This is a genomic window from Aurantiacibacter zhengii (genome assembly GCF_003584125.1).
GTDB classification, from domain to species: Bacteria; Pseudomonadota; Alphaproteobacteria; order Sphingomonadales; family Sphingomonadaceae; genus Alteraurantiacibacter; species Alteraurantiacibacter zhengii.
Genome location: NZ_QXFL01000006.1, coordinates 77,845 through 94,453, shown reverse-complemented (window position 1 = coordinate 94,453; position 16,609 = coordinate 77,845). Strand labels below are relative to the sequence as shown.

Below are 16,609 nucleotides of genomic sequence, written 5' to 3'. Positions count from 1 at the left end.
GTCCTCCCTCAGCCTGCGAGCAGGCGGCAGTGGGAGGGCGGCGTGGCTTTCAGCCCGAGGAAGCTCCCCGGCAGATACCAGTAGGCAGCATGGACCAGTTTCGACCCTGCGCCTGATGCCTTCGCCTTTCGAAGGGCGAACCAGGTCATGACCGATAGGCCGGTGCCGATGATGATGTGCTGCGAAAGGATGCCCCACGCGAAGGGGACGAGCAGTCCCGCAAACTCGTCGATGGTCCAGAAGCCGATGAGCTCCGGGTCGTCGAGCCGCCGTGGAACGAGGTATCTGTCGGCCATGCCGCCCTCCCGTCGTTAGACCGCGATCAAATGGTTGCGGTCACGACCGAGGTGACGATCGGCACGCCTGTGCCGACGCCAATTCCGACACCGACCGGGACCGCGACCTGCCCAAGGGCGAAGCGGCCCGAGGCGAGCGCGATCAAACCGCCGGCAAGGCTGAGGACGGTGATGATCTTGCCGCCCGAACCTTCGAGGAAGTCAGTGAACTTCTGCAGCGCCGGATCAAAGGTCGTGTCGGCACCGGCATAGGCGGCACCGGCGCAGGCGACCGCAATCGCGGCCGGAAGAATATAGTCGCGGGCACGAATGCCTTTGACGGATGGGCGGGGAAGGGTGATTGCATTGTTCATCGAGGAACTCCGTTTCGAACATTGGCAGCGATGCGTTCGCTGTATGTTCTTTCCTCGATTGGAAGGCAGGGTGTAGGAAAACGGAAACTGCCGCACGCGGCATTCCGACCAAGAGAAATCGTCGATTCTGGGCAATCTGACCGGGCTTTGCGCGACCGGTGCAGACATTGCGGCCAAGAATACCGATCATTGCGCCACCCATACCGAAATCTGAGATCGAGGGACCGGACTCTGCGCGAATCAAATCGTGTGACGATGAGCCAGTTTCCTACAAGTTCCTTATTTGTTCTTTTTCCTTTCCTACAGTTTGACGCGTCGCCTAGCCTGTTGGTGATTCGCTAAAGATCACCGGAAGCAGGAACAATGGCGCGAAACACAAACGACAAATGGGGAGAACTATCGCGAGGAGTCGCCGCTTTCCTCGACCATGCCGTGGACGAAAGTGGCAAGTCCCGGCGGACGATTGCCGCACAGACGAATATCAACAAGGACGCGCTCCGACGCATCCTCGCCGGGACAAGGTCAGCCACACTGCTTGAGGCGCTGGCCATCCTTGACGCGAGCGGTCACGCGCCGCGCACCTCCCTGATGCTGGCACTCGCGGGGTACTCGCAGCGTAGCAAGGATTGGCAGAATAGCGGCGTGCTGGAATTTCTTGAAACCTTCATAAGCGAGTTGCCGTCTGCTTTGGATCAAGCGCTGGGCGAGAGGCTGCTCGATGTGAGACCGCGCTGGGCAAAGGGGACCGCTCACCGCACCGCCGGTCTCCTGTCGGATCACCTCGCGCAACTGGAGCGGCAGGATGAACAAAGCTTCGCTCTCTGAAATGACGACTGGTCTCGAAACGGACGCGGAAGCCGTTCCTGTCGAGCCAACGCCAGACCGGCTCATTCGTCTTCCCGAGGTCATGGCGCGCGTGGGCCTGCGCCGAACGGCAATCTATCAGCGGATGCGCGAAGGCCGTTTTCCAAAGTCGCGTTCGCTCGGTCCCCGTTGCACGGTTTGGGTCGAAGCCGAGATCGATGACTGGATCGGTTCTGTTGTCGAACGCACCGACGAGATATGTCAGAACACGCCCCGAATTTCGAGATGATCATGGTTTGCGTCCCGTCACCGCTCGAATAAACGCGCGCTGTCCCGCTAGCCGGAAAGCACTTCGATTATCCGGCATTCGCCAACCGCTCCGTGCTGGCAGTCGTCGACCATATGGCGCAGTTCGGTTCGCAGTTTTCGCAAGTCACCAAGCTTCCGATCCACTTCGCGTAGGTGGAGGCTGGCAATAGAGTCCACGGCTTCGCACGATTGCGATGGATCATCCGACAAAGAAAGCAATTGGCGCACCTCCGCCATGGTGAAGCCGAGGTCGCGTGCGCGGCGGATAAACCGCAATCTGGCCAATTCGGTCGGGCCATAGTCCCGGTAGTTTCCGGCGGTGCGTGGTGGTTCCTCCAGCAATCCGGTCCGTTCGTAGTAGCGGATCGTTTCGGCGGTCGTGCCGGTCTTCCGCGCCAGGGCACCAATCTTCATGGGTTTCTCGCAATGCTTGACCTTGTAGCCACTACAAGGTGCATAAGACGATTCGAAGATGCAAGCAGAACGGTAAAATCCTGTGGCAAAGAAGGACATTATTGAACTTATCGAAGCTGAGCGGCGCGTTTTCCGTGCCGCCAGGCAGTCTGGTGACCGGGCTTTGGCTTGGACCGCGCTCGAGCGGGAACATATTCTGGGCCAGGGCTTCTTCGGGCCGCACCTTCGTTCACATATGACGATGCTGGGCTATGCAGTTGAAACCCGCGATGGCCGCGAAGTTCTGGGGCAGGTCATACGTCTTGCGCTCGCTCCCCTTGGTAATCTCACCGGACGGCTCCCCTGGGGCAATACCGGACGCGCAAACGTGAGCGCATTCGCGCCAATGCCATACCCGGACGACCTCGCGGAGGTTTTCACCATCTCTTCGGACGAGGTTCGCTAGCACGCGCCATGGCAATTCTATCCAACGAACAGGTTGAACGTCTCTACGACAAGAACGCGGGAATCTATGACCGATTGGTGTCGGGGTTTCGGTGGGCCGGTCTTGGTCGCTGGCGACGCGATCTGGTTAACCGGCTTGAACTCAAGGCCGGTGACCATGTGATCGATCTATGTGCTGTCACCGGCGCAAACCTCGCGTTTCTGCTTGAGAGAGTAGGACCAAGCGGCAAGGTGACGCTGGTCGACCTTTCGCAAGGCATGCTCGACCAAGCCCGTCGACGAGCGAAGCGCCTGCGAGCTAGCAATGTCGAATTTGTGCAGTCAGACGTAGCCGCCTTCCGCTTTCCGAGCGAGACCAGCGCAGTCATCAGCACCTTTCGACTGGAAATGCCACCTGACTACGCCGCGATCATCGAGCGCGCCTCAGCTGCTCTCCCGACGGGTGGCCGGATGGCCCTGCTTGGCCTGAAGCACCCCGAGCGCTGGCCGCGATGGCTGATTGAAATCGGAATATTCGCTACGAAACCGTTCGGCGTCTCGCGCGAATACGAAGAATTCCGCCCGTGGCTACCAGCCCGCCGAGAGCTGAACGAACTCCATTTCCGCGAGTTTCTGGCAGGATGCGCTTACGAATTCGTCGGTGCCAAATCGTAATGCGGCAGAAGCCGCAGTTGCGTGACTGCTTTTGTCTAGCTTCATGCGGGTTCCCCTGTTGAGTTCGAGCCCAAATACACCACATCCGCTTGCGCTGGTCAGTCGATTTTAACCGTGCGCAGATAGGGGCGCAGCGTTGTGAAACCTTGCGGGAAGCGCGCTTTCGCTTCTTTATCGGAAACAGACGGTGGAATGATGACGTCATCCCCACTCTGCCAATTGACCGGGGTTGCCACGCCTTTACTTTCGGTGAGCTGGACTGAATCGAGCAATCGGAGCACTTCTTCGAAATTGCGTCCGCTGCTCATCGGATAGAGTAGCATCGCACGGATTTTTTTGTCCGGGCCAACGATATAGACGGCGCGAACGGTAGCATTGTCGGCTGCGGTTCTTTGCTCCGCACTGCCAGTCTCCTCGGCGGGCAACATATTGTAGAGTTTGGCCACCTTCAGGTCGCTGTCGCCGACCACCGGGTAATCGACTTTATTGCCGCTGACCGCCTCGATATCGGGTAGCCAGTCGCGATTGTCTTGGCTGCTGTCGACCGACAGGCCGAGAATCTTGGTGTCGCGTTTGGCAAATTCCTCGCCGAGACCGGCCATGTAACCCAGCTCGGTCGTACAAACCGGGGTAAATGCCTTTGGATGAGAAAACAGGATAGCCCAATTGTCGCCCATCCAATCATGGAAGGTGATGGTGCCTTGGGTCGTTTCCGCTGTGAAATCGGGAGCTGTCGAGCCAATGGAGAGGGTCATGTCAAAACTCCTATTTATTCTGGGGGAGGTGTCCGCCGTCCTCATATTTTGGCGGGTGTGTGGCCTGCGGCACGTCGAATGTCGGCGCAATCGATTGCGTGAGTCTCGACCTCACCTGCATTTAGTGAGGCGGAAATGCTCACTGGCGCTCCCGCCTCCTACAAGATTGCGCGATCATCGGCCGGCGTAGATACTCAGAAGCGCACGCTAGCGCCTGCTACGAAGCGCCGGGGAGCCCCCGGTCTCAAACCCGAAGGCCGACGCGCTACAGCATAAGCATTGTCGAACAGATTATCCACTCTGGCAAACAAAGAGAGACCTTCCGTCAGCGCAAACCGGCCGGCGAGATCAAAGACAATCCTTTCGTCAATACGCTCATCGGGCGAAATATCCCCGCTACCTGCTTCGGTGCGTACTTGCGATGTGTAATTGGCGCTCACGAGCAAGGATGCCGGTCCAAATGCGAGCCCCGTTTCGGCATAGAATTGGTGGCGAGCGATGTAGGGGAGTGCGTCGCCCTGGGACACGGAACCGAAGAACGCACTCTCGAAACTGCTTTCGAATTGCGCGTCGGTGAGCGTGTAAACCACCGAGAAGGGAATAGAAATTTCCCTACCCACTTGATGCTCCGTCGAAGCTGCCAGCTCCAACCCCTTCACGGAGACGGCCCCAGCATTGAACTGGTCGCCAATATCCCCGACGCTACACCCCACGGATTGTGTGCAGTTTCCGAGCAGATTGGAATAGTCGGAATAAAACGCAATCGCGGAAGCTTGAATGGCGCCATTCCGAAAACGCCCACCAAATTCATAGTTCCAGCTTTTCTCGGCTCGTGCCTCCGGATTTCCGGGCCCGGGGGGAGAAAAACCGCGCGAAGCGCCTGCAATCAACAGCACGTCTCCCAGTGCATAGGTTGCACCGAGTGCGGGAAGCCATTCGTCAACGTTGGTCTTGCGTATGCGCGCAGGTCCATCGAGACGAGCGGGGTCGGCTCGATCATAGTCCAGTCGAGTAAGGTCGATGCCTTCGTACCGAATGCCGGGTGTCAGAGTAAGCCCGCCGATCTCGATCCGGTTCTCCAGATAGAAAGCGATCGCCTTCGCCTTCGCCTCGCGATTGGCTTGAGCGCCCGGAGCCGTCTGCCGGACGAAAACGAGATCTCCATCCGTTTGCGTATAGAATTCCTCATTCTGCAACCGGTCTTCTTCATCCTCGTGATACCGGAGCGACGCAGCCAGGTTGTGCCTGACCTCGCCGGTCTCGAAAGGTCTTTCGAACGAAAGCTGGACGCCTTCGCTCCGATAGACGCGGTTGTTGTTGCGAATGCGAAGGGCACCTTCAGCGCTGTCTGCGCCTCGCAGGATTGCGAGGCCTCTCTCGTTTGAGGAGGGAGCATCGAAAACGGGTTGGATGGCATCAAAGCTGCCATCACCATCGAAATCGATGTCCTGTAGCTTCGACCAACTTCGTGTGAAATCGTTGCGATATAGGGTAACCGCGAACTGCGTGTCGTCGGGCAACCGGAGGGTGCCGGTGAGCCGATATTGATCGTGCTCGCCCGTGAAAACGTCGCGTTGGCTGGCCGAATAGCGCCGGTACGGATCGCTCGCGAAATCCGCGTCGGCGAGGCCCAAATAGGTTTCGTTCGCCTCAAGTTCGGATCGACCATAGGCGAACTCGAGGCGAGCATCGACCGGCGAATCTGGGTTGGTGTGGACGGCGAAGCGGGCGCGATAGTCCTGACGTTGAAAACCGGTCTCGGCGCCGGGAAGCCCATCTATCGTCTTGAACCCGTCACTGCCTTGCTGATAGCTTTCTACCATCGCCCCGAAATTGTCGGCACTAGCGCCAATCCAGCCATGACCCTGATAATAGCCGCGAGAACCAAGCTGGCCGGAAGCTTCGCCAGCCAGGCTCTCGGTCGGTATCGGAGTCGATCGGAAATTGATGGCCCCGCCGATCGTGCGAGGACCATAGCGTACCGAGCCCGCGCCCTTGATCACTTCGACTGCGTCCATTCGACCGATCGCGGGAAAGTAATACGCGGCCGGAGCGGCGTAGGGGGCAGGGGCAATGAGAACGCCATCTTCCATCAAGGTGATGTTGCTCGACCGTTCGACCGGCGCGCCGCGCAAGCCAATATTCGGGAATAGCCCGAAACCGTCCTCTTCCTGAATGTTGACCCCCGGCACCTGGCGCAGGACACGGTTGACGTCACCATGCTCGAATTCGCTCAGTTCCTCGCCATCGATTAGGTCCGCCGCACCGGCCACTTCATACGCATCGATGCGACCGCCAATCACGATAATCGATTCGCTTGGGTTTGCTATCCCGTCCTGCGATTGCCGCTCATCGGTCGGGTCTTTTTCATTGGCGTAAGCAGGGGCGGCCAGTGCAATTGCTATGAGCGAGGCGGTAGCGCGATACATGTGAAGAATCCTTTCGAGACATTTACCAGCCTACTACTGCTATTGAGACGTATTCGCAATAGCAGTAGTAGGCTTTTATGCCCATATTGGGTGAGGGCGGCTCGCGGTGCATCGGTTCTGGACTGCAATACCGTCCGCGACCGGCGCGCGATGAGGGCTCAGGGTCTGCGAACGGCCGGGCAGGAACAGGCCAGCGAAAGCTTAATCACCGACCGTGTTTTTCCCGTTGTTGGGTGCCGGGTGGGCAGGGATCAGCGCATCATCGCAGTCCGTAGCGAGGCAGGGCTCGAAAGTGACATGTGCGATGCCGAAATCCTTTTCCAGCATCGCCCGCGCGCGTCGCTTGACTCCCTCGAATGCTGTTTGGGAGTAATCAACAAGAGTGAGATGGGCTTCGAGCGCCCGGTGATGTTCTCCCAGATTCCAGACATGGACGTGGTGAATATCCTGCACGCCGCCAAGCGCGCGCAGGTTTTCAACCATCTGATCAAATTCCACCTCGTCCGGCACTGCTCCCATCAGCAGACGAACGGTTCGCGGTAGGAGCGTCGCGCCCTGCCAGATGACATAGGCCGCGATGATGAGAGTGATGATGAGATCGGCGACGACGAGATCGTATAGAATAATTAGCACTCCGGCGACGATCACACCGATCGAGGCCAGCGCGTCCGAAACGTTATGAAGGAAGGCAGCCTTCATGTTAATGCTGTCATGCGCGCCGCGATAGACAATGAATGCGGTGACGAGATCGATGACAAGTGCGATCCCGGCAACCCAGATCACGGTCCAGCCTTCGACCGGCTGCGGCGCGGCGAAACGGTTGATCGCCTCAACGATCAGATAGAATCCGATGATCAGCAAGGTCGTCAGATTGATGAGTGCGGCGACCACTTCTCCCTGGGCGTAGCCGAAGGTCATCAGCTTGTCCGCCGGACGCCGGCCTATGCGTCGCGCAAACCACGCAAGACCAAGAGAGGCCGCATCGCTGAAGTTGTGCAATGCATCCGCGATAAGCGCCAGTGACCCTGAAAGGATGCCGCCGACAATCTGGGCAAGGGTCAGGAGGACATTGATCGCGACCGCGAGGATCAGCTGACGATCGCTAAGGTTTTCCTCGCCGTGACTGTGGCCAGCTTGATCGTGCGAGTGCGCCATCACTTTTCTCCGCTATTTGCGATTTTGTTGCCGGCGGTATCCGGATGCTGAAGGATCGCATCGGAATTATCGATTGCTCCGATCGCGGCGTTAAATCCGACTGCAATCATTCCGAACATCGCAAGCCCGGAGATGAAGGCCGCGAGTGCTGCCAAATTCAAACCTCCCAGTCTGCCCGGGATTTGCAGCAAAAAATGAACCGACCAGACAAGAAAGTATCCTGCGAGTAGAATTGCCAACCGCGCGTCCGCTGTTTCGCTCATGCCGTGGAGAAGCCAAAACCCGGCTACCGCTGCGGCAACAAAGGCGAGTGACAGAAAAACATGGATCGCTAGACGATCCATGCGTTTCATCGCGCTGTCGCGAAATCCGGCTGTTGTCTTTCGCCCCACCAGGAAAAAGGTGATTCCAACCCCTAGTGTTGCTGCGAAACCGGCGAAGACAGACACGGCTGCTGCTGCACCCAGAGCGATGCCACCAAACCCCAGCGCAATACCGCCTTGAAGCGCAATGGTCATCTTCGGCCCGCGTCTTCCCACGGCGTCGGACAGGGTTCCAACTGAGTCGCGATGCGAAGCCCAGCCTCCGATCAGCACCGCCAGAAGATAGAGAGTCCCGCCAGCGGGGAGCAGGGCTGCGTCTATGAAGTCACCCCTTGCTTGTCCAACTGCAGGACCGGTCAAAACAAGCGCAAGTGCGGCAAGGGCGCCAGAGTGGACGGCCGCCGCGAACCCATTTTCGTTCGGGGTAGGCCCGTGCTTTTCTTCCCAGACAACGCCAGCACCCAGGCCGAGGCTTGCCAGCATCGCCAAGGTCAGGATCGCCGACAAATCCTCAGTTACAAATATCTCGTGGACGAGGCTCATTCCCGTGTTTCGCCATGAACCGTTCCCGCCTCGTCGTGCTTGTCACTGTGCGCGTCGCGCAGGATATCGATCCCGCCGTAAAGAGCTATGCCAGCCACAGCGATGCCGACCACAAGGTCCGGCCAGTTCGCGCCTGTGATCATAACGATGACGCCAGCGATGATAATCCCGCCGTTCGAAATGAAGTCATTGAAGCTGAATGTGGTGGCGGCCCGCATGTTGACGTCCTTGTTCTGCATCTTTTGCAACAGGCGAAGGCAATAGAGGTTCACTATGCCCGCGACGGCAGCCATCGCGATCATCAGGATGCCACCCGGCTCAGAACCTTCAACAAACCGCCTGACGGCATCAGCAATCACTCCGCCGGCAAAGATCAAAAGCATGACGCCAGAAAAGCGCGCTGCGCCTCGCTTCCAGGAGCGCGGTCGACTCAGCGCAAGGAGACTGAGAGCGTAGACAAGCGCGTCCGACGAATTGTCGAGCCCGTTGGCCAAGAGCGCGTTCGAGTCCGCAAAATAGGCAACGACAAAGAAACCAACCGCGATTGCGACGTTGAGCCACAATACGATCCACAATGTGCGTCGCTTGTCCGCCGAATCCAGATCGAAGTCATCGTTGCAGCTCATACTGGCTTCTCTGCTATGTCTTTTGTGCTGCCCTTCTCTTTATACGCCAGAAGGCGAAGCGCATTGGCGACCACGATTAGCGTTGATCCCTCGTGAACCGCGACAGCGGGGCCTATCCCGAGACCGAAAATGGTTGCCGGGATGAGCACGACAACAATTCCGAGACTGACGATCATGTTCTGCCGGATGATTGACCGGGTTTGTCGGCTCAGATCGACGGCGAAAGGCAGTCGGGCGAGATCATCGGCCATCAGCGCGACATCGGCTGTCTCCAATGCAACGTCCGAGCCGGCAGCCCCCATTGCTATTCCGACCGTTGCGTTCGCCATGGCCGGAGCGTCATTAACCCCGTCTCCGACCATCGCAACCTTGTCCTGGCCGGCAAGCTTGCGGATGGCCTTGACCTTGTCGTCGGGCATGAGATTGCCCCAGGCCTCGTCGAGGCCGACTTCCTTTCCAACCGCATCGGCCACTCTTTGGTCGTCGCCCGAGATCATGATCATTCGGGTGATCCCGAGGCCGCGCAACGCTTCGAGCGTCGCCTTTGCTGCCGCCCGCGGCGTGTCGAGCAAACCGATCGCTCCAAGATCGCGCGTTTCCGAGCGAACGCCCATCGTCGTCCGCCCGCGCTCGCGCATGGACTCGATAGCATCCGACAGTTCGGCACCGAGCTGAGGGACCCCGTCTTGCCCGAACATTTCGAGCTTTCCGATCCACACCCGCTCACCGCCGACAAGCGCGGTGATCCCCTTGCCTGTGAAGCTTTCAAGACTTGTAGCTTCGGGCAGTGCCTCATCGCCAAGCCGCTGCTTGCCGTCCCTAACAATCGCCTGTGCTAGGGGATGATCGCTCAGATTTTCAGCCGCCGAGGCAATCGCAAGCAGTTCGTTTTCAGATACACCCTGCGCGGGTTGGACATCGGTCATGCGGGGCTCGCCTTCGGTAAGAGTACCGGTCTTGTCGAACGCGATGGCCTTGAGCGCGCCGAGATCCTCGAGCGGCGCGCCGCCCTTTACCAGAATGCCGCTGCGTGCTGCTCTGGCTACTCCGGACAAGACCGCGCTCGGGGTCGCGATCGCCAAAGCGCAGGGGCTGGCAGCCACAAGCACCGCCATCGCCCGGTAAAAACTGTCGCGGAACGGCTCGTCGATGACAACCCAGGCGAAAAGGAGCAGGCCGGCCAAAGCGAGCACGGCAGGCACAAAAATTCGCTCAAAGCGCTGCGTGAAGCGCTGGGTAGGAGATTGCTGAGCCTCGGCTTCGCTCACCATTTGGACGACCTTGGCGAGGGTCGTGTCACTCGATCGCCGGGTCACTTCCACTTCGAGCGCGCCCGATCCGTTGATCGTCCCTGCGAAGACGCGATTGTCATCCGCAAGATTGTCAGGATTTGCGCGCGCAGAAGCGATATTCGAAACCGCGCTCTTGTCGACCGGCACGCTTTCCCCGGTCACCGGAGCCTGATTGATGGCACTGACGCCGTCCAAGATGAAGCCGTCAGCCGGAAGGCGTTCGTTCGGACGCACGATTACGACGTCGCCTAGCGCAAGCTCCTCGACCGGAACCTCAACGACGTCATCTCCACGTTTTACTCGTGCCGTTTCCGGCGCGAGCTCGGCGAGCGCCTCGATCGCCCTCTTGGCGCGGCCCATCGCGTAGTGTTCGAGCGCGTGGCCGAAACTGAACAGGAACAGCAATAGCGCGCCTTCGGCCCATTCCCCGAGAAAGGCGGCGCCCGCAGCGGCGACAAGCATGAGGCTGTCGATTTCAAACCGGCGCAGGCGCAAATTGTCCCACGCCTCTCGGACGGTAAAGAATCCGCCAAAGAAATACGCCGCGAGATAGCATGCGAATGGCAGCCATCCTGGATGCCCAGACCATAGCTTCTCAATCCCGAACCCGGTCGCGAGAAATACGCCCGAGGCGAGCGAGAAATAGAGTTCGGTGTTCGCGCCGAAAATGCCACCATGACTGTGCCCGGCACGATCTTCATCATCGTGATCATGGTCTTTGGAAGAGTGCTCGGCGTTCCTGGCGACATCGCCCGCCAGAACCGACACGCCGAGGTTCTTGAGCTCGCCAGCAATCCTAGGCTCATCGGTTAGCTGACGGTCGTACTCGGCGATGAACCTCCCGCTCGCATCAGCATTTGCTTCGAGGATACCGGGTTTGCTGGCCAGCAGGTCCGCGACCGTTTGGGCACGGCGGGTGGAATTGATGCCATCGGCTTGCCAGACAACGTGTCCGTAGCGTTCGGAGATTTCCGCTCCGGCCACATGGGCCAACTCCTTGATGCGGGCGACAGTCAGGCGATCGGCATCGTATGATATCGCTAGTCGGGCGGATGCATCTTTCTCGCCGGGCAATATCGTGACCTCGTGCACGCCGATCCGCGAGCTGAGCAAAGACTGCAAGCGCGCGATGCAATGATCGGTTTCGCTCGGGATGTCGGGAAGGAGCGGTGAGACTTCGAGTTCGATGGTTCGCGTCATTGCCTATTGCTTCCCATTGGAAATTGACCGCTCCCGGTGCCGCAGACCCGTAAGCTTGCAGGTTCGCGAAACCCGAATAGGGACTAGCGAAGCCCGCATATTGCGTAACGAAAGCGTCAATGTGCGTCCTGACCTGCCGGCACTTTCAGCGAATTCGCTGGACAGCGGTGAAACGTGCGCGTGACACCGCGATAATTGCGGGTTGTCAGTTTTTCGGCGGTGCGCTCTTCGATGGTAAGATGACGAACCCGCATCGGCCGTTCATGACCTTCAAATGGCATGTGCGCGTGGGTGTAAGCGATGGCATCGCCCTCGTCTCGCCAAATTCCGACGGCGGCGGGGCCACCGTCCGGAAGCTGCACTTCGGCATAATAGCCATCTGCGAAAAACACCCAGGCCGGTCCGCTATCACAAGACCGCGTTTCACCAAGGCTCCAGACACCGGCGATCGGAACAAGCGTGCTCTGATCCTGCGCCGATGCTGGAACACTTGAAAGTATCAGGGCGCCGGCAAGAGTCACACTGAGCTGGCTACTAATCATTGATGCTCTCCATTCACGTAACCTCTTGCAGCTCTTGCCGTTCCTCGGGAGTGACGTTGCGGCGCAGGCGGTCCCACCAGCGTTGACGCCACGTCCGGTCATCCTTTCTGGTGGCGAAGACGAGCTTCAGGATCGCGGGAAGGACGAACAAGGTGAGCGCAGTGGCGGTGATCAGACCGCCAATGACCACCGTTGCCAGAGGCCGTTGAACCTCCGCTCCAGTGCCGGTCGCGATCGCCATGGGGACAAACCCGAGCGACGCGACCAGAGCCGTCATCAATACTGGACGCAAGCGCGCCAGTCCGCCTTCCACGATGGCCTCATCGAGCGCCATCCCCTTGTCCAGACGCTGGCGTATTGCAGTCACCATCACGAGACCGTTGAGGGTCGCCACGCCCGAGAGGGCGATGAACCCGACTGCCGCCGAAACCGAAAACGGCATTCCGCGCAGAGCCAGCGAGAAGATGCCGCCAGCGAGGGCGAGCGGGATCGCGCTGAAAACAGCCAGAGCGGGAACCCAGCCTCCGACTGCCATATAGAGCAACAGGAGAATAACCGCGAAAGCGATCGGGATAACGATCTGCAACCGTTCCTGCGCAGCCTGAAGGTTCTGGTACTGGCCGCCCCACTCGATGAAGGCTGCAGCGGGCAATTCGACCTGCGCCTCGACATTCGCCCTCGCTTCCTCAACGAAGGAGCCAAGATCGCGCTCGCGCACGTTGGAGGAAACGATCACCAGCCTGCGTCCCTGTTCACGGCGGACTTCGGCAAGGCCATCCACAACCCGGAATTCGGCGACCGAGCGCAGCGGTATGGTCGCTCCGTTCGGAAGCAGCACCGGCAATGCACCAAGCTGATCGAAATCATCGCGTGTCGCATCCGAAAGCCGAACGACGACCTCGAACCTTCGATCGCCTTCAAAGACCAGCCCGGCAGGCCGCCCGCCCAAAGCAATTGCGACGGATTGAGCGACGTCTTCGACCTTCAGCCCATATCGAGCGATCGTTGGACGATCGAAGGCAATATCAAGCGTTGGGAAACCGGTGACCTGCTGGACTTTAACATCCGCAGCTCCCTCGACCTCGCGCAAAATCCCGGCGACCTCGTTCGCTGCCGAGGTCATGGCGGTCAGGTCGTCGCCGTAGATCTTGACCGCGACATCGCCGCGCACGCCAGCGATCAGTTCGTTGAAGCGAAGTTCGATTGGTTGGCTGAACTCATAGAGATTGCCAACCAGGCCTCCCAGAGCACTCTCCATTTCTGCCACCAGATCATCTTTCGAAAGATCCGGGTCAGGCCATTCATCGCGCGGCTTCAGGATCACATACGCATCGGAGGCGTTGGGCGGCATCGGGTCGCTGGCCACTTCCGCAGTACCGGTACGTGAGAATACCAGCTGCACTTGCGGAAATTCCTCCAATCGATCTTCTACTCGCCGCTGCATCGCCAGAGACCGCTCGAGAGATGTGGAAGGGATTCGCAATGATTGCACCGCGATATCGCGCTCGTCGAGCTGCGGTGTAAACTCGCTGCCAAGGAAACTGAACACCAGAGCAGCAACGGCAAAAATGCCGGCACCGGCCCCGATCACCGGCCAAGGGCGGGCGATGGCTTTGCGGACAAGAGGCCCATAGCGTTCCTTGGCGATCCGGATCGGTTTGACTTCCTTCTCCGTCAGTTTTTTGTTCAGCAGGATCGCGATCATCGCCGGGACGAAAGTCAGCGAGAGTACGAATGCCGACGCGAGCGCCAGCATGACCGTGATGGCCATCGGCGAGAACGTCTTGCCCTCGACTCCGGTGAAGGTCAGCAACGGTGCGAACACCAGAAGGATAATCGCCTGACCATAGACAGTCGGCTTGATCATCTCCTGCGCGGCAAGCCGCGTTTCCGTCAGCCGTTCGCCAAGTGTCAGGAGCCGGCCCTCATGCTCCTGTCTGGCCGCAAGACGTGCCACACTATTCTCGACGATAATCACGGCCCCATCGACGATCAGACCGAAGTCAAGCGCGCCCAGACTCATCAGATTGCCTGACACTCCGAGCCGGTTCATGCCGATCGATGCCATCAGCATCGAAAAAGGGATAACCAGAGCGGCGATAATTGCGGCCCGTATGTTGCCGAGCAAAAGGAACAGGATGGCTATGACCAGCAGCGCACCCTCGACGAGATTCTTCTCGACGGTCGCGATCGTTGCATCGACGAGAGACGAACGATTGTAGACGATTTCGGCTACCACACCTTGTGGCAGGGAGGCGCGGACTTCGTCAAGCCTCTCAGCGGCCTGGGCTGAAACAGTGCGGCTGTTTTCTCCTGCCCGCATGAGGACGGTACCAACCACAGCCTCGTCGCCATTCAGCGATGCAGCCCCGGTTCTGAGATCACCGCCAATGCTGACCGTTGCGACATCTCCCACGCGAATGGGAACGCCTCCACGTGTAGATATGACTGCTTGCTCGATGTCCTGGACACTGCCGAGCCGTGCATCGACACGAGCCAGCAGGGCTTCTCCTGATCGCTCGACGAAATTCGCGCCTTCGGCAAGGTTGGCGGCTTCCAGCGCATCGATCACCTCATCGAATGAAAGCCCGTAGCCTGTCATGCGAGCAGGATCGGGCTGTACGAGATATTGCTTTCGGAAACCCCCGATGGAATCGACACCGGCGACGCCATCGACCGACCGCATGAGTGGAGCGACCACCCAGTCCTGAATGGTACGCAGATAAGCAGCCTTAGCGACATCGCTATCCAGCCTGTCACCGCGTTCGGTAACGAAGCTTCCGTCGGACTGCCAACCGACCGCATTGCCCTTCGGTGCTTCCTTGCCCCCCGGATGCTCGAACTCGATCGTATACATGAGCACTTCGCCCAGACCGGTCGAGATAGGTCCCATTACCGGTTCTGCTCCTTCGGGCAGCGAAGCGGTGATCGGCGTCAGGCGCTCATTGACCTGCTGCCGCGCGAAATAGATGTCAGTACCTTCTTCGAAGATTGCAGTAACCTGGCTGAACCCGTTGCGCGAAATCGAACGGGTCATTTCCAGACCATCGATCCCGGCGAGACCGGTTTCCACCGGATAGGTTACCTGCGTTTCGACCTGGGAGGGGGAAAGGGCGGGCGCTTCGGTATTGATCTGCACCTGAACGTTCGTAATGTCGGGTACGGCGTCAATGGGAAGCCGAAGAAGGTTCATCACGCCATAGATGGCGACACCGATCGTCAAAACGACCATGGCCCAGCGAAAACGCACGGCCATGTCGAGGATCATGCCGATCAGGCCGTGGCGGTGCGAGTGCTCCGTTTCCTGCATGCGATCAGTGTCCATGTTCGGCTTCCTCTTTTTCGAGTTCGGCTTTGAGCAGGAAGGCATTCTCGGTTGCGATCCGCCAGTTCGCTTCGAGACCGGATTCGATCACCACGCGGCCTGCGGAACGTGCGCCGGTCACCACCGGACGGGTCTGGAAGCCGCGGCGCGTGCGCACGAAAACCACTTCCTGGCCGTCGAGTGACTGCACCGCGCTTTCGGGCACCGACATGCGGCCCGTGTCGACCTCGCCCGAAGGTCGGATGCGCGCTTGCAGGAAGGCACCTGGTTGAAGACCGGGGATGGACCGCGTGAGCGAAAGGACTGCCGTCGCGCTGCGGCTCTCAGGATCGAGCGATGGCGTGACGGAGCGGACCCGCGCTCCGATCTCGCGGTTTTCTGCAAGTTCCAGCGTGGCTTCATCGCCTGGCTGAATACGGCTCGCTTCTGCAGAGGGGAGCGCGACTTCGATCTGCATCGCATTAGGATTCACGATTTGGTAGAGTTCCTCTCCCGCATCGACAAACGAACCAAGGACAATAGGCGCCGCCGTTACCCGTCCTGCAAGAGGGCTGGTAACCGCCAAAGACCGACCGTCGCCACTCACGCCCGCTGCCGCAACCGCTGCCTGCGCGCGGGACAGTTCTGACTGGGCGACCTGGAGATTGGCGCGCACCGCTTCGAGATCCTGCCGCGCCGTAACATTGGCTTCGAAAAGCCGGCGTTCGCGCTCATAGGCGGCTGACAATTCGTTGACGCGCGCGCGCGCCGCGCTCAATTGCGATGCCAAAGCTGCCGCTTCCGCACTTTCGATACGCGCAATGGTTTCACCCTGCCGGACGTAATCACCCAGCGTTTTTTGAACGCTCCGCACCACGCCCGCCGCTCGCGCATCGATCCGCGCGCTGCCTGTGGGGCTAGCGGCGATTGTGGCTGGGAACACTAGCTCTACCGCCGAGCCCTCACCAACGGTCTCGACCATGATTTCGGAGCTTCGAATCTGCTCTTCGCCGAGTAGGACCAGTCCTTCCGGGAGATCGCTTTCTTCGGTTTCCTCTTCGCTGTGCGGTTCTGCGCCGTTGTCCGGCCACAGCATTACAGCAGCCGCAAAAACAAGAATGATCAGGCCGATCAGTACGGCCAAACGCTTACGGTTCATGGGTATT

The 16,609-nt window shown here is 59.3% G+C and carries 16 protein-coding genes; 4 read left to right on the top strand and 12 right to left on the bottom strand.

Annotated elements, in window-relative coordinates:
- Positions 1 to 8: 8 nt before the first annotated feature.
- Both traL and D2V07_RS13490 read right to left on the bottom strand, forming a co-directional pair.
- Complete coding sequence (gene traL, locus D2V07_RS13495) at positions 9 to 296, bottom strand: type IV conjugative transfer system protein TraL (protein ID WP_010412623.1); 288 nt, start codon at positions 294 to 296, stop codon at positions 9 to 11.
- Between the two features lie 26 nt (positions 297 to 322).
- Positions 323 to 649, bottom strand: a complete 327-nt coding sequence (locus D2V07_RS13490) for a hypothetical protein (protein WP_010412629.1) — start codon at positions 647 to 649, stop codon at positions 323 to 325.
- A 363-nt stretch (positions 650 to 1,012) separates the two neighbouring features.
- On the opposite strand from D2V07_RS13490, the gene D2V07_RS13485 reads away from it, so the two are divergent.
- Together D2V07_RS13485 and D2V07_RS13480 are read left to right on the top strand one after the other, a co-directional pair.
- A complete protein-coding gene (locus tag D2V07_RS13485; RefSeq protein WP_029140025.1) occupies positions 1,013 to 1,474 on the top strand; it encodes a hypothetical protein in 462 nt (153 codons plus the stop codon).
- Between the two features lies 1 nt (position 1,475).
- On the top strand, positions 1,476 to 1,742 hold the full coding sequence (locus D2V07_RS13480; RefSeq protein ID WP_010412637.1) for an AlpA family transcriptional regulator: 267 nt from the start codon (positions 1,476 to 1,478) through the stop codon (positions 1,740 to 1,742).
- A 47-nt stretch (positions 1,743 to 1,789) separates the two neighbouring features.
- On the opposite strand, the gene D2V07_RS13475 is transcribed toward D2V07_RS13480, so the two are convergent.
- A complete protein-coding gene (locus D2V07_RS13475; RefSeq protein ID WP_010412642.1) occupies positions 1,790 to 2,176 on the bottom strand; it encodes a MerR family transcriptional regulator in 387 nt (128 codons plus the stop codon).
- Positions 2,177 to 2,258: 82 nt separating this feature from the next.
- On the opposite strand from D2V07_RS13475, the gene D2V07_RS13470 reads away from it, so the two are divergent.
- Both D2V07_RS13470 and D2V07_RS13465 read left to right on the top strand, forming a co-directional pair.
- On the top strand, positions 2,259 to 2,621 hold the full coding sequence (locus D2V07_RS13470) for a DUF3703 domain-containing protein (RefSeq protein ID WP_010412645.1): 363 nt from the start codon (positions 2,259 to 2,261) through the stop codon (positions 2,619 to 2,621).
- An 8-nt stretch (positions 2,622 to 2,629) separates the two neighbouring features.
- The gene (locus D2V07_RS13465; RefSeq protein ID WP_010412648.1) at positions 2,630 to 3,274 is read left to right on the top strand and encodes a class I SAM-dependent methyltransferase; all 645 of its coding nucleotides are present in this window, start codon (positions 2,630 to 2,632) and stop codon (positions 3,272 to 3,274) included.
- Between the two features lie 98 nt (positions 3,275 to 3,372).
- Here D2V07_RS13465 and D2V07_RS13460 read toward each other — a convergent pair whose 3' ends face one another.
- From D2V07_RS13460 to D2V07_RS13420, 9 genes are all read right to left on the bottom strand, one after another.
- Positions 3,373 to 4,029: a peroxiredoxin gene (locus D2V07_RS13460; RefSeq protein WP_010412650.1), complete on the bottom strand. Its 657-nt coding sequence runs from the start codon at positions 4,027 to 4,029 to the stop codon at positions 3,373 to 3,375.
- A gap of 194 nt (positions 4,030 to 4,223) precedes the next feature.
- Complete coding sequence (locus D2V07_RS13455) at positions 4,224 to 6,458, bottom strand: TonB-dependent receptor family protein (protein WP_010412654.1); 2,235 nt, start codon at positions 6,456 to 6,458, stop codon at positions 4,224 to 4,226.
- 201 nt (positions 6,459 to 6,659) lie between these two features.
- Positions 6,660 to 7,613 carry a cation diffusion facilitator family transporter gene (locus tag D2V07_RS13450; protein ID WP_010412661.1) on the bottom strand — a complete coding sequence of 318 codons (954 nt, stop codon included), beginning with the start codon at positions 7,611 to 7,613 and terminating at the stop codon, positions 6,660 to 6,662.
- Positions 7,613 to 8,479 (bottom strand): hypothetical protein, encoded by an 867-nt coding sequence (locus tag D2V07_RS13445; RefSeq protein WP_010412664.1) that lies wholly within the window; start codon positions 8,477 to 8,479, stop codon positions 7,613 to 7,615. The genes D2V07_RS13450 and D2V07_RS13445 overlap by 1 nt, the downstream gene beginning before the upstream one ends.
- The gene (locus D2V07_RS13440; RefSeq protein WP_010412667.1) at positions 8,476 to 9,105 is read right to left on the bottom strand and encodes a cation transporter; all 630 of its coding nucleotides are present in this window, start codon (positions 9,103 to 9,105) and stop codon (positions 8,476 to 8,478) included. The genes D2V07_RS13445 and D2V07_RS13440 overlap by 4 nt, the downstream gene beginning before the upstream one ends.
- On the bottom strand, positions 9,102 to 11,597 hold the full coding sequence (locus tag D2V07_RS13435; protein WP_010412670.1) for a heavy metal translocating P-type ATPase: 2,496 nt from the start codon (positions 11,595 to 11,597) through the stop codon (positions 9,102 to 9,104). The genes D2V07_RS13440 and D2V07_RS13435 overlap by 4 nt, the downstream gene beginning before the upstream one ends.
- A gap of 116 nt (positions 11,598 to 11,713) precedes the next feature.
- Complete coding sequence (locus D2V07_RS18885) at positions 11,714 to 12,139, bottom strand: hypothetical protein (protein WP_225982092.1); 426 nt, start codon at positions 12,137 to 12,139, stop codon at positions 11,714 to 11,716.
- Between the two features lie 13 nt (positions 12,140 to 12,152).
- The gene (locus tag D2V07_RS13425; RefSeq protein ID WP_137678839.1) at positions 12,153 to 15,416 is read right to left on the bottom strand and encodes an efflux RND transporter permease subunit; all 3,264 of its coding nucleotides are present in this window, start codon (positions 15,414 to 15,416) and stop codon (positions 12,153 to 12,155) included.
- A 37-nt stretch (positions 15,417 to 15,453) separates the two neighbouring features.
- Positions 15,454 to 16,602, bottom strand: a complete 1,149-nt coding sequence (locus D2V07_RS13420; protein ID WP_011413836.1) for an efflux RND transporter periplasmic adaptor subunit — start codon at positions 16,600 to 16,602, stop codon at positions 15,454 to 15,456.
- Between the last annotated feature and the right edge of the window lie 7 nt (positions 16,603 to 16,609).

What these genes read in the sequence shown, in the direction of transcription:
- D2V07_RS13440 (WP_010412667.1), bottom strand. Translation starts at nt 9,105, where the DNA reads ATGAGCTGCAACGATGACTTCGATCTGGATTCGGCGGACAAGCGACGC.
- D2V07_RS13485 (WP_029140025.1), top strand. Translation starts at nt 1,013, where the DNA reads ATGGCGCGAAACACAAACGACAAATGGGGAGAACTATCGCGAGGAGTC.
- D2V07_RS13445 (WP_010412664.1), bottom strand. Translation starts at nt 8,479, where the DNA reads ATGAGCCTCGTCCACGAGATATTTGTAACTGAGGATTTGTCGGCGATC.
- D2V07_RS13475 (WP_010412642.1), bottom strand. Translation starts at nt 2,176, where the DNA reads ATGAAGATTGGTGCCCTGGCGCGGAAGACCGGCACGACCGCCGAAACG.
- D2V07_RS13455 (WP_010412654.1), bottom strand. Translation starts at nt 6,458, where the DNA reads ATGTATCGCGCTACCGCCTCGCTCATAGCAATTGCACTGGCCGCCCCT.
- D2V07_RS13490 (WP_010412629.1), bottom strand. Translation starts at nt 649, where the DNA reads ATGAACAATGCAATCACCCTTCCCCGCCCATCCGTCAAAGGCATTCGT.
- D2V07_RS18885 (WP_225982092.1), bottom strand. Translation starts at nt 12,139, where the DNA reads ATGATTAGTAGCCAGCTCAGTGTGACTCTTGCCGGCGCCCTGATACTT.
- traL (WP_010412623.1), bottom strand. Translation starts at nt 296, where the DNA reads ATGGCCGACAGATACCTCGTTCCACGGCGGCTCGACGACCCGGAGCTC.
- D2V07_RS13460 (WP_010412650.1), bottom strand. Translation starts at nt 4,029, where the DNA reads ATGACCCTCTCCATTGGCTCGACAGCTCCCGATTTCACAGCGGAAACG.
- D2V07_RS13435 (WP_010412670.1), bottom strand. Translation starts at nt 11,597, where the DNA reads ATGACGCGAACCATCGAACTCGAAGTCTCACCGCTCCTTCCCGACATC.
- D2V07_RS13420 (WP_011413836.1), bottom strand. Translation starts at nt 16,602, where the DNA reads ATGAACCGTAAGCGTTTGGCCGTACTGATCGGCCTGATCATTCTTGTT.
- D2V07_RS13480 (WP_010412637.1), top strand. Translation starts at nt 1,476, where the DNA reads ATGACGACTGGTCTCGAAACGGACGCGGAAGCCGTTCCTGTCGAGCCA.
- D2V07_RS13450 (WP_010412661.1), bottom strand. Translation starts at nt 7,613, where the DNA reads ATGGCGCACTCGCACGATCAAGCTGGCCACAGTCACGGCGAGGAAAAC.
- D2V07_RS13465 (WP_010412648.1), top strand. Translation starts at nt 2,630, where the DNA reads ATGGCAATTCTATCCAACGAACAGGTTGAACGTCTCTACGACAAGAAC.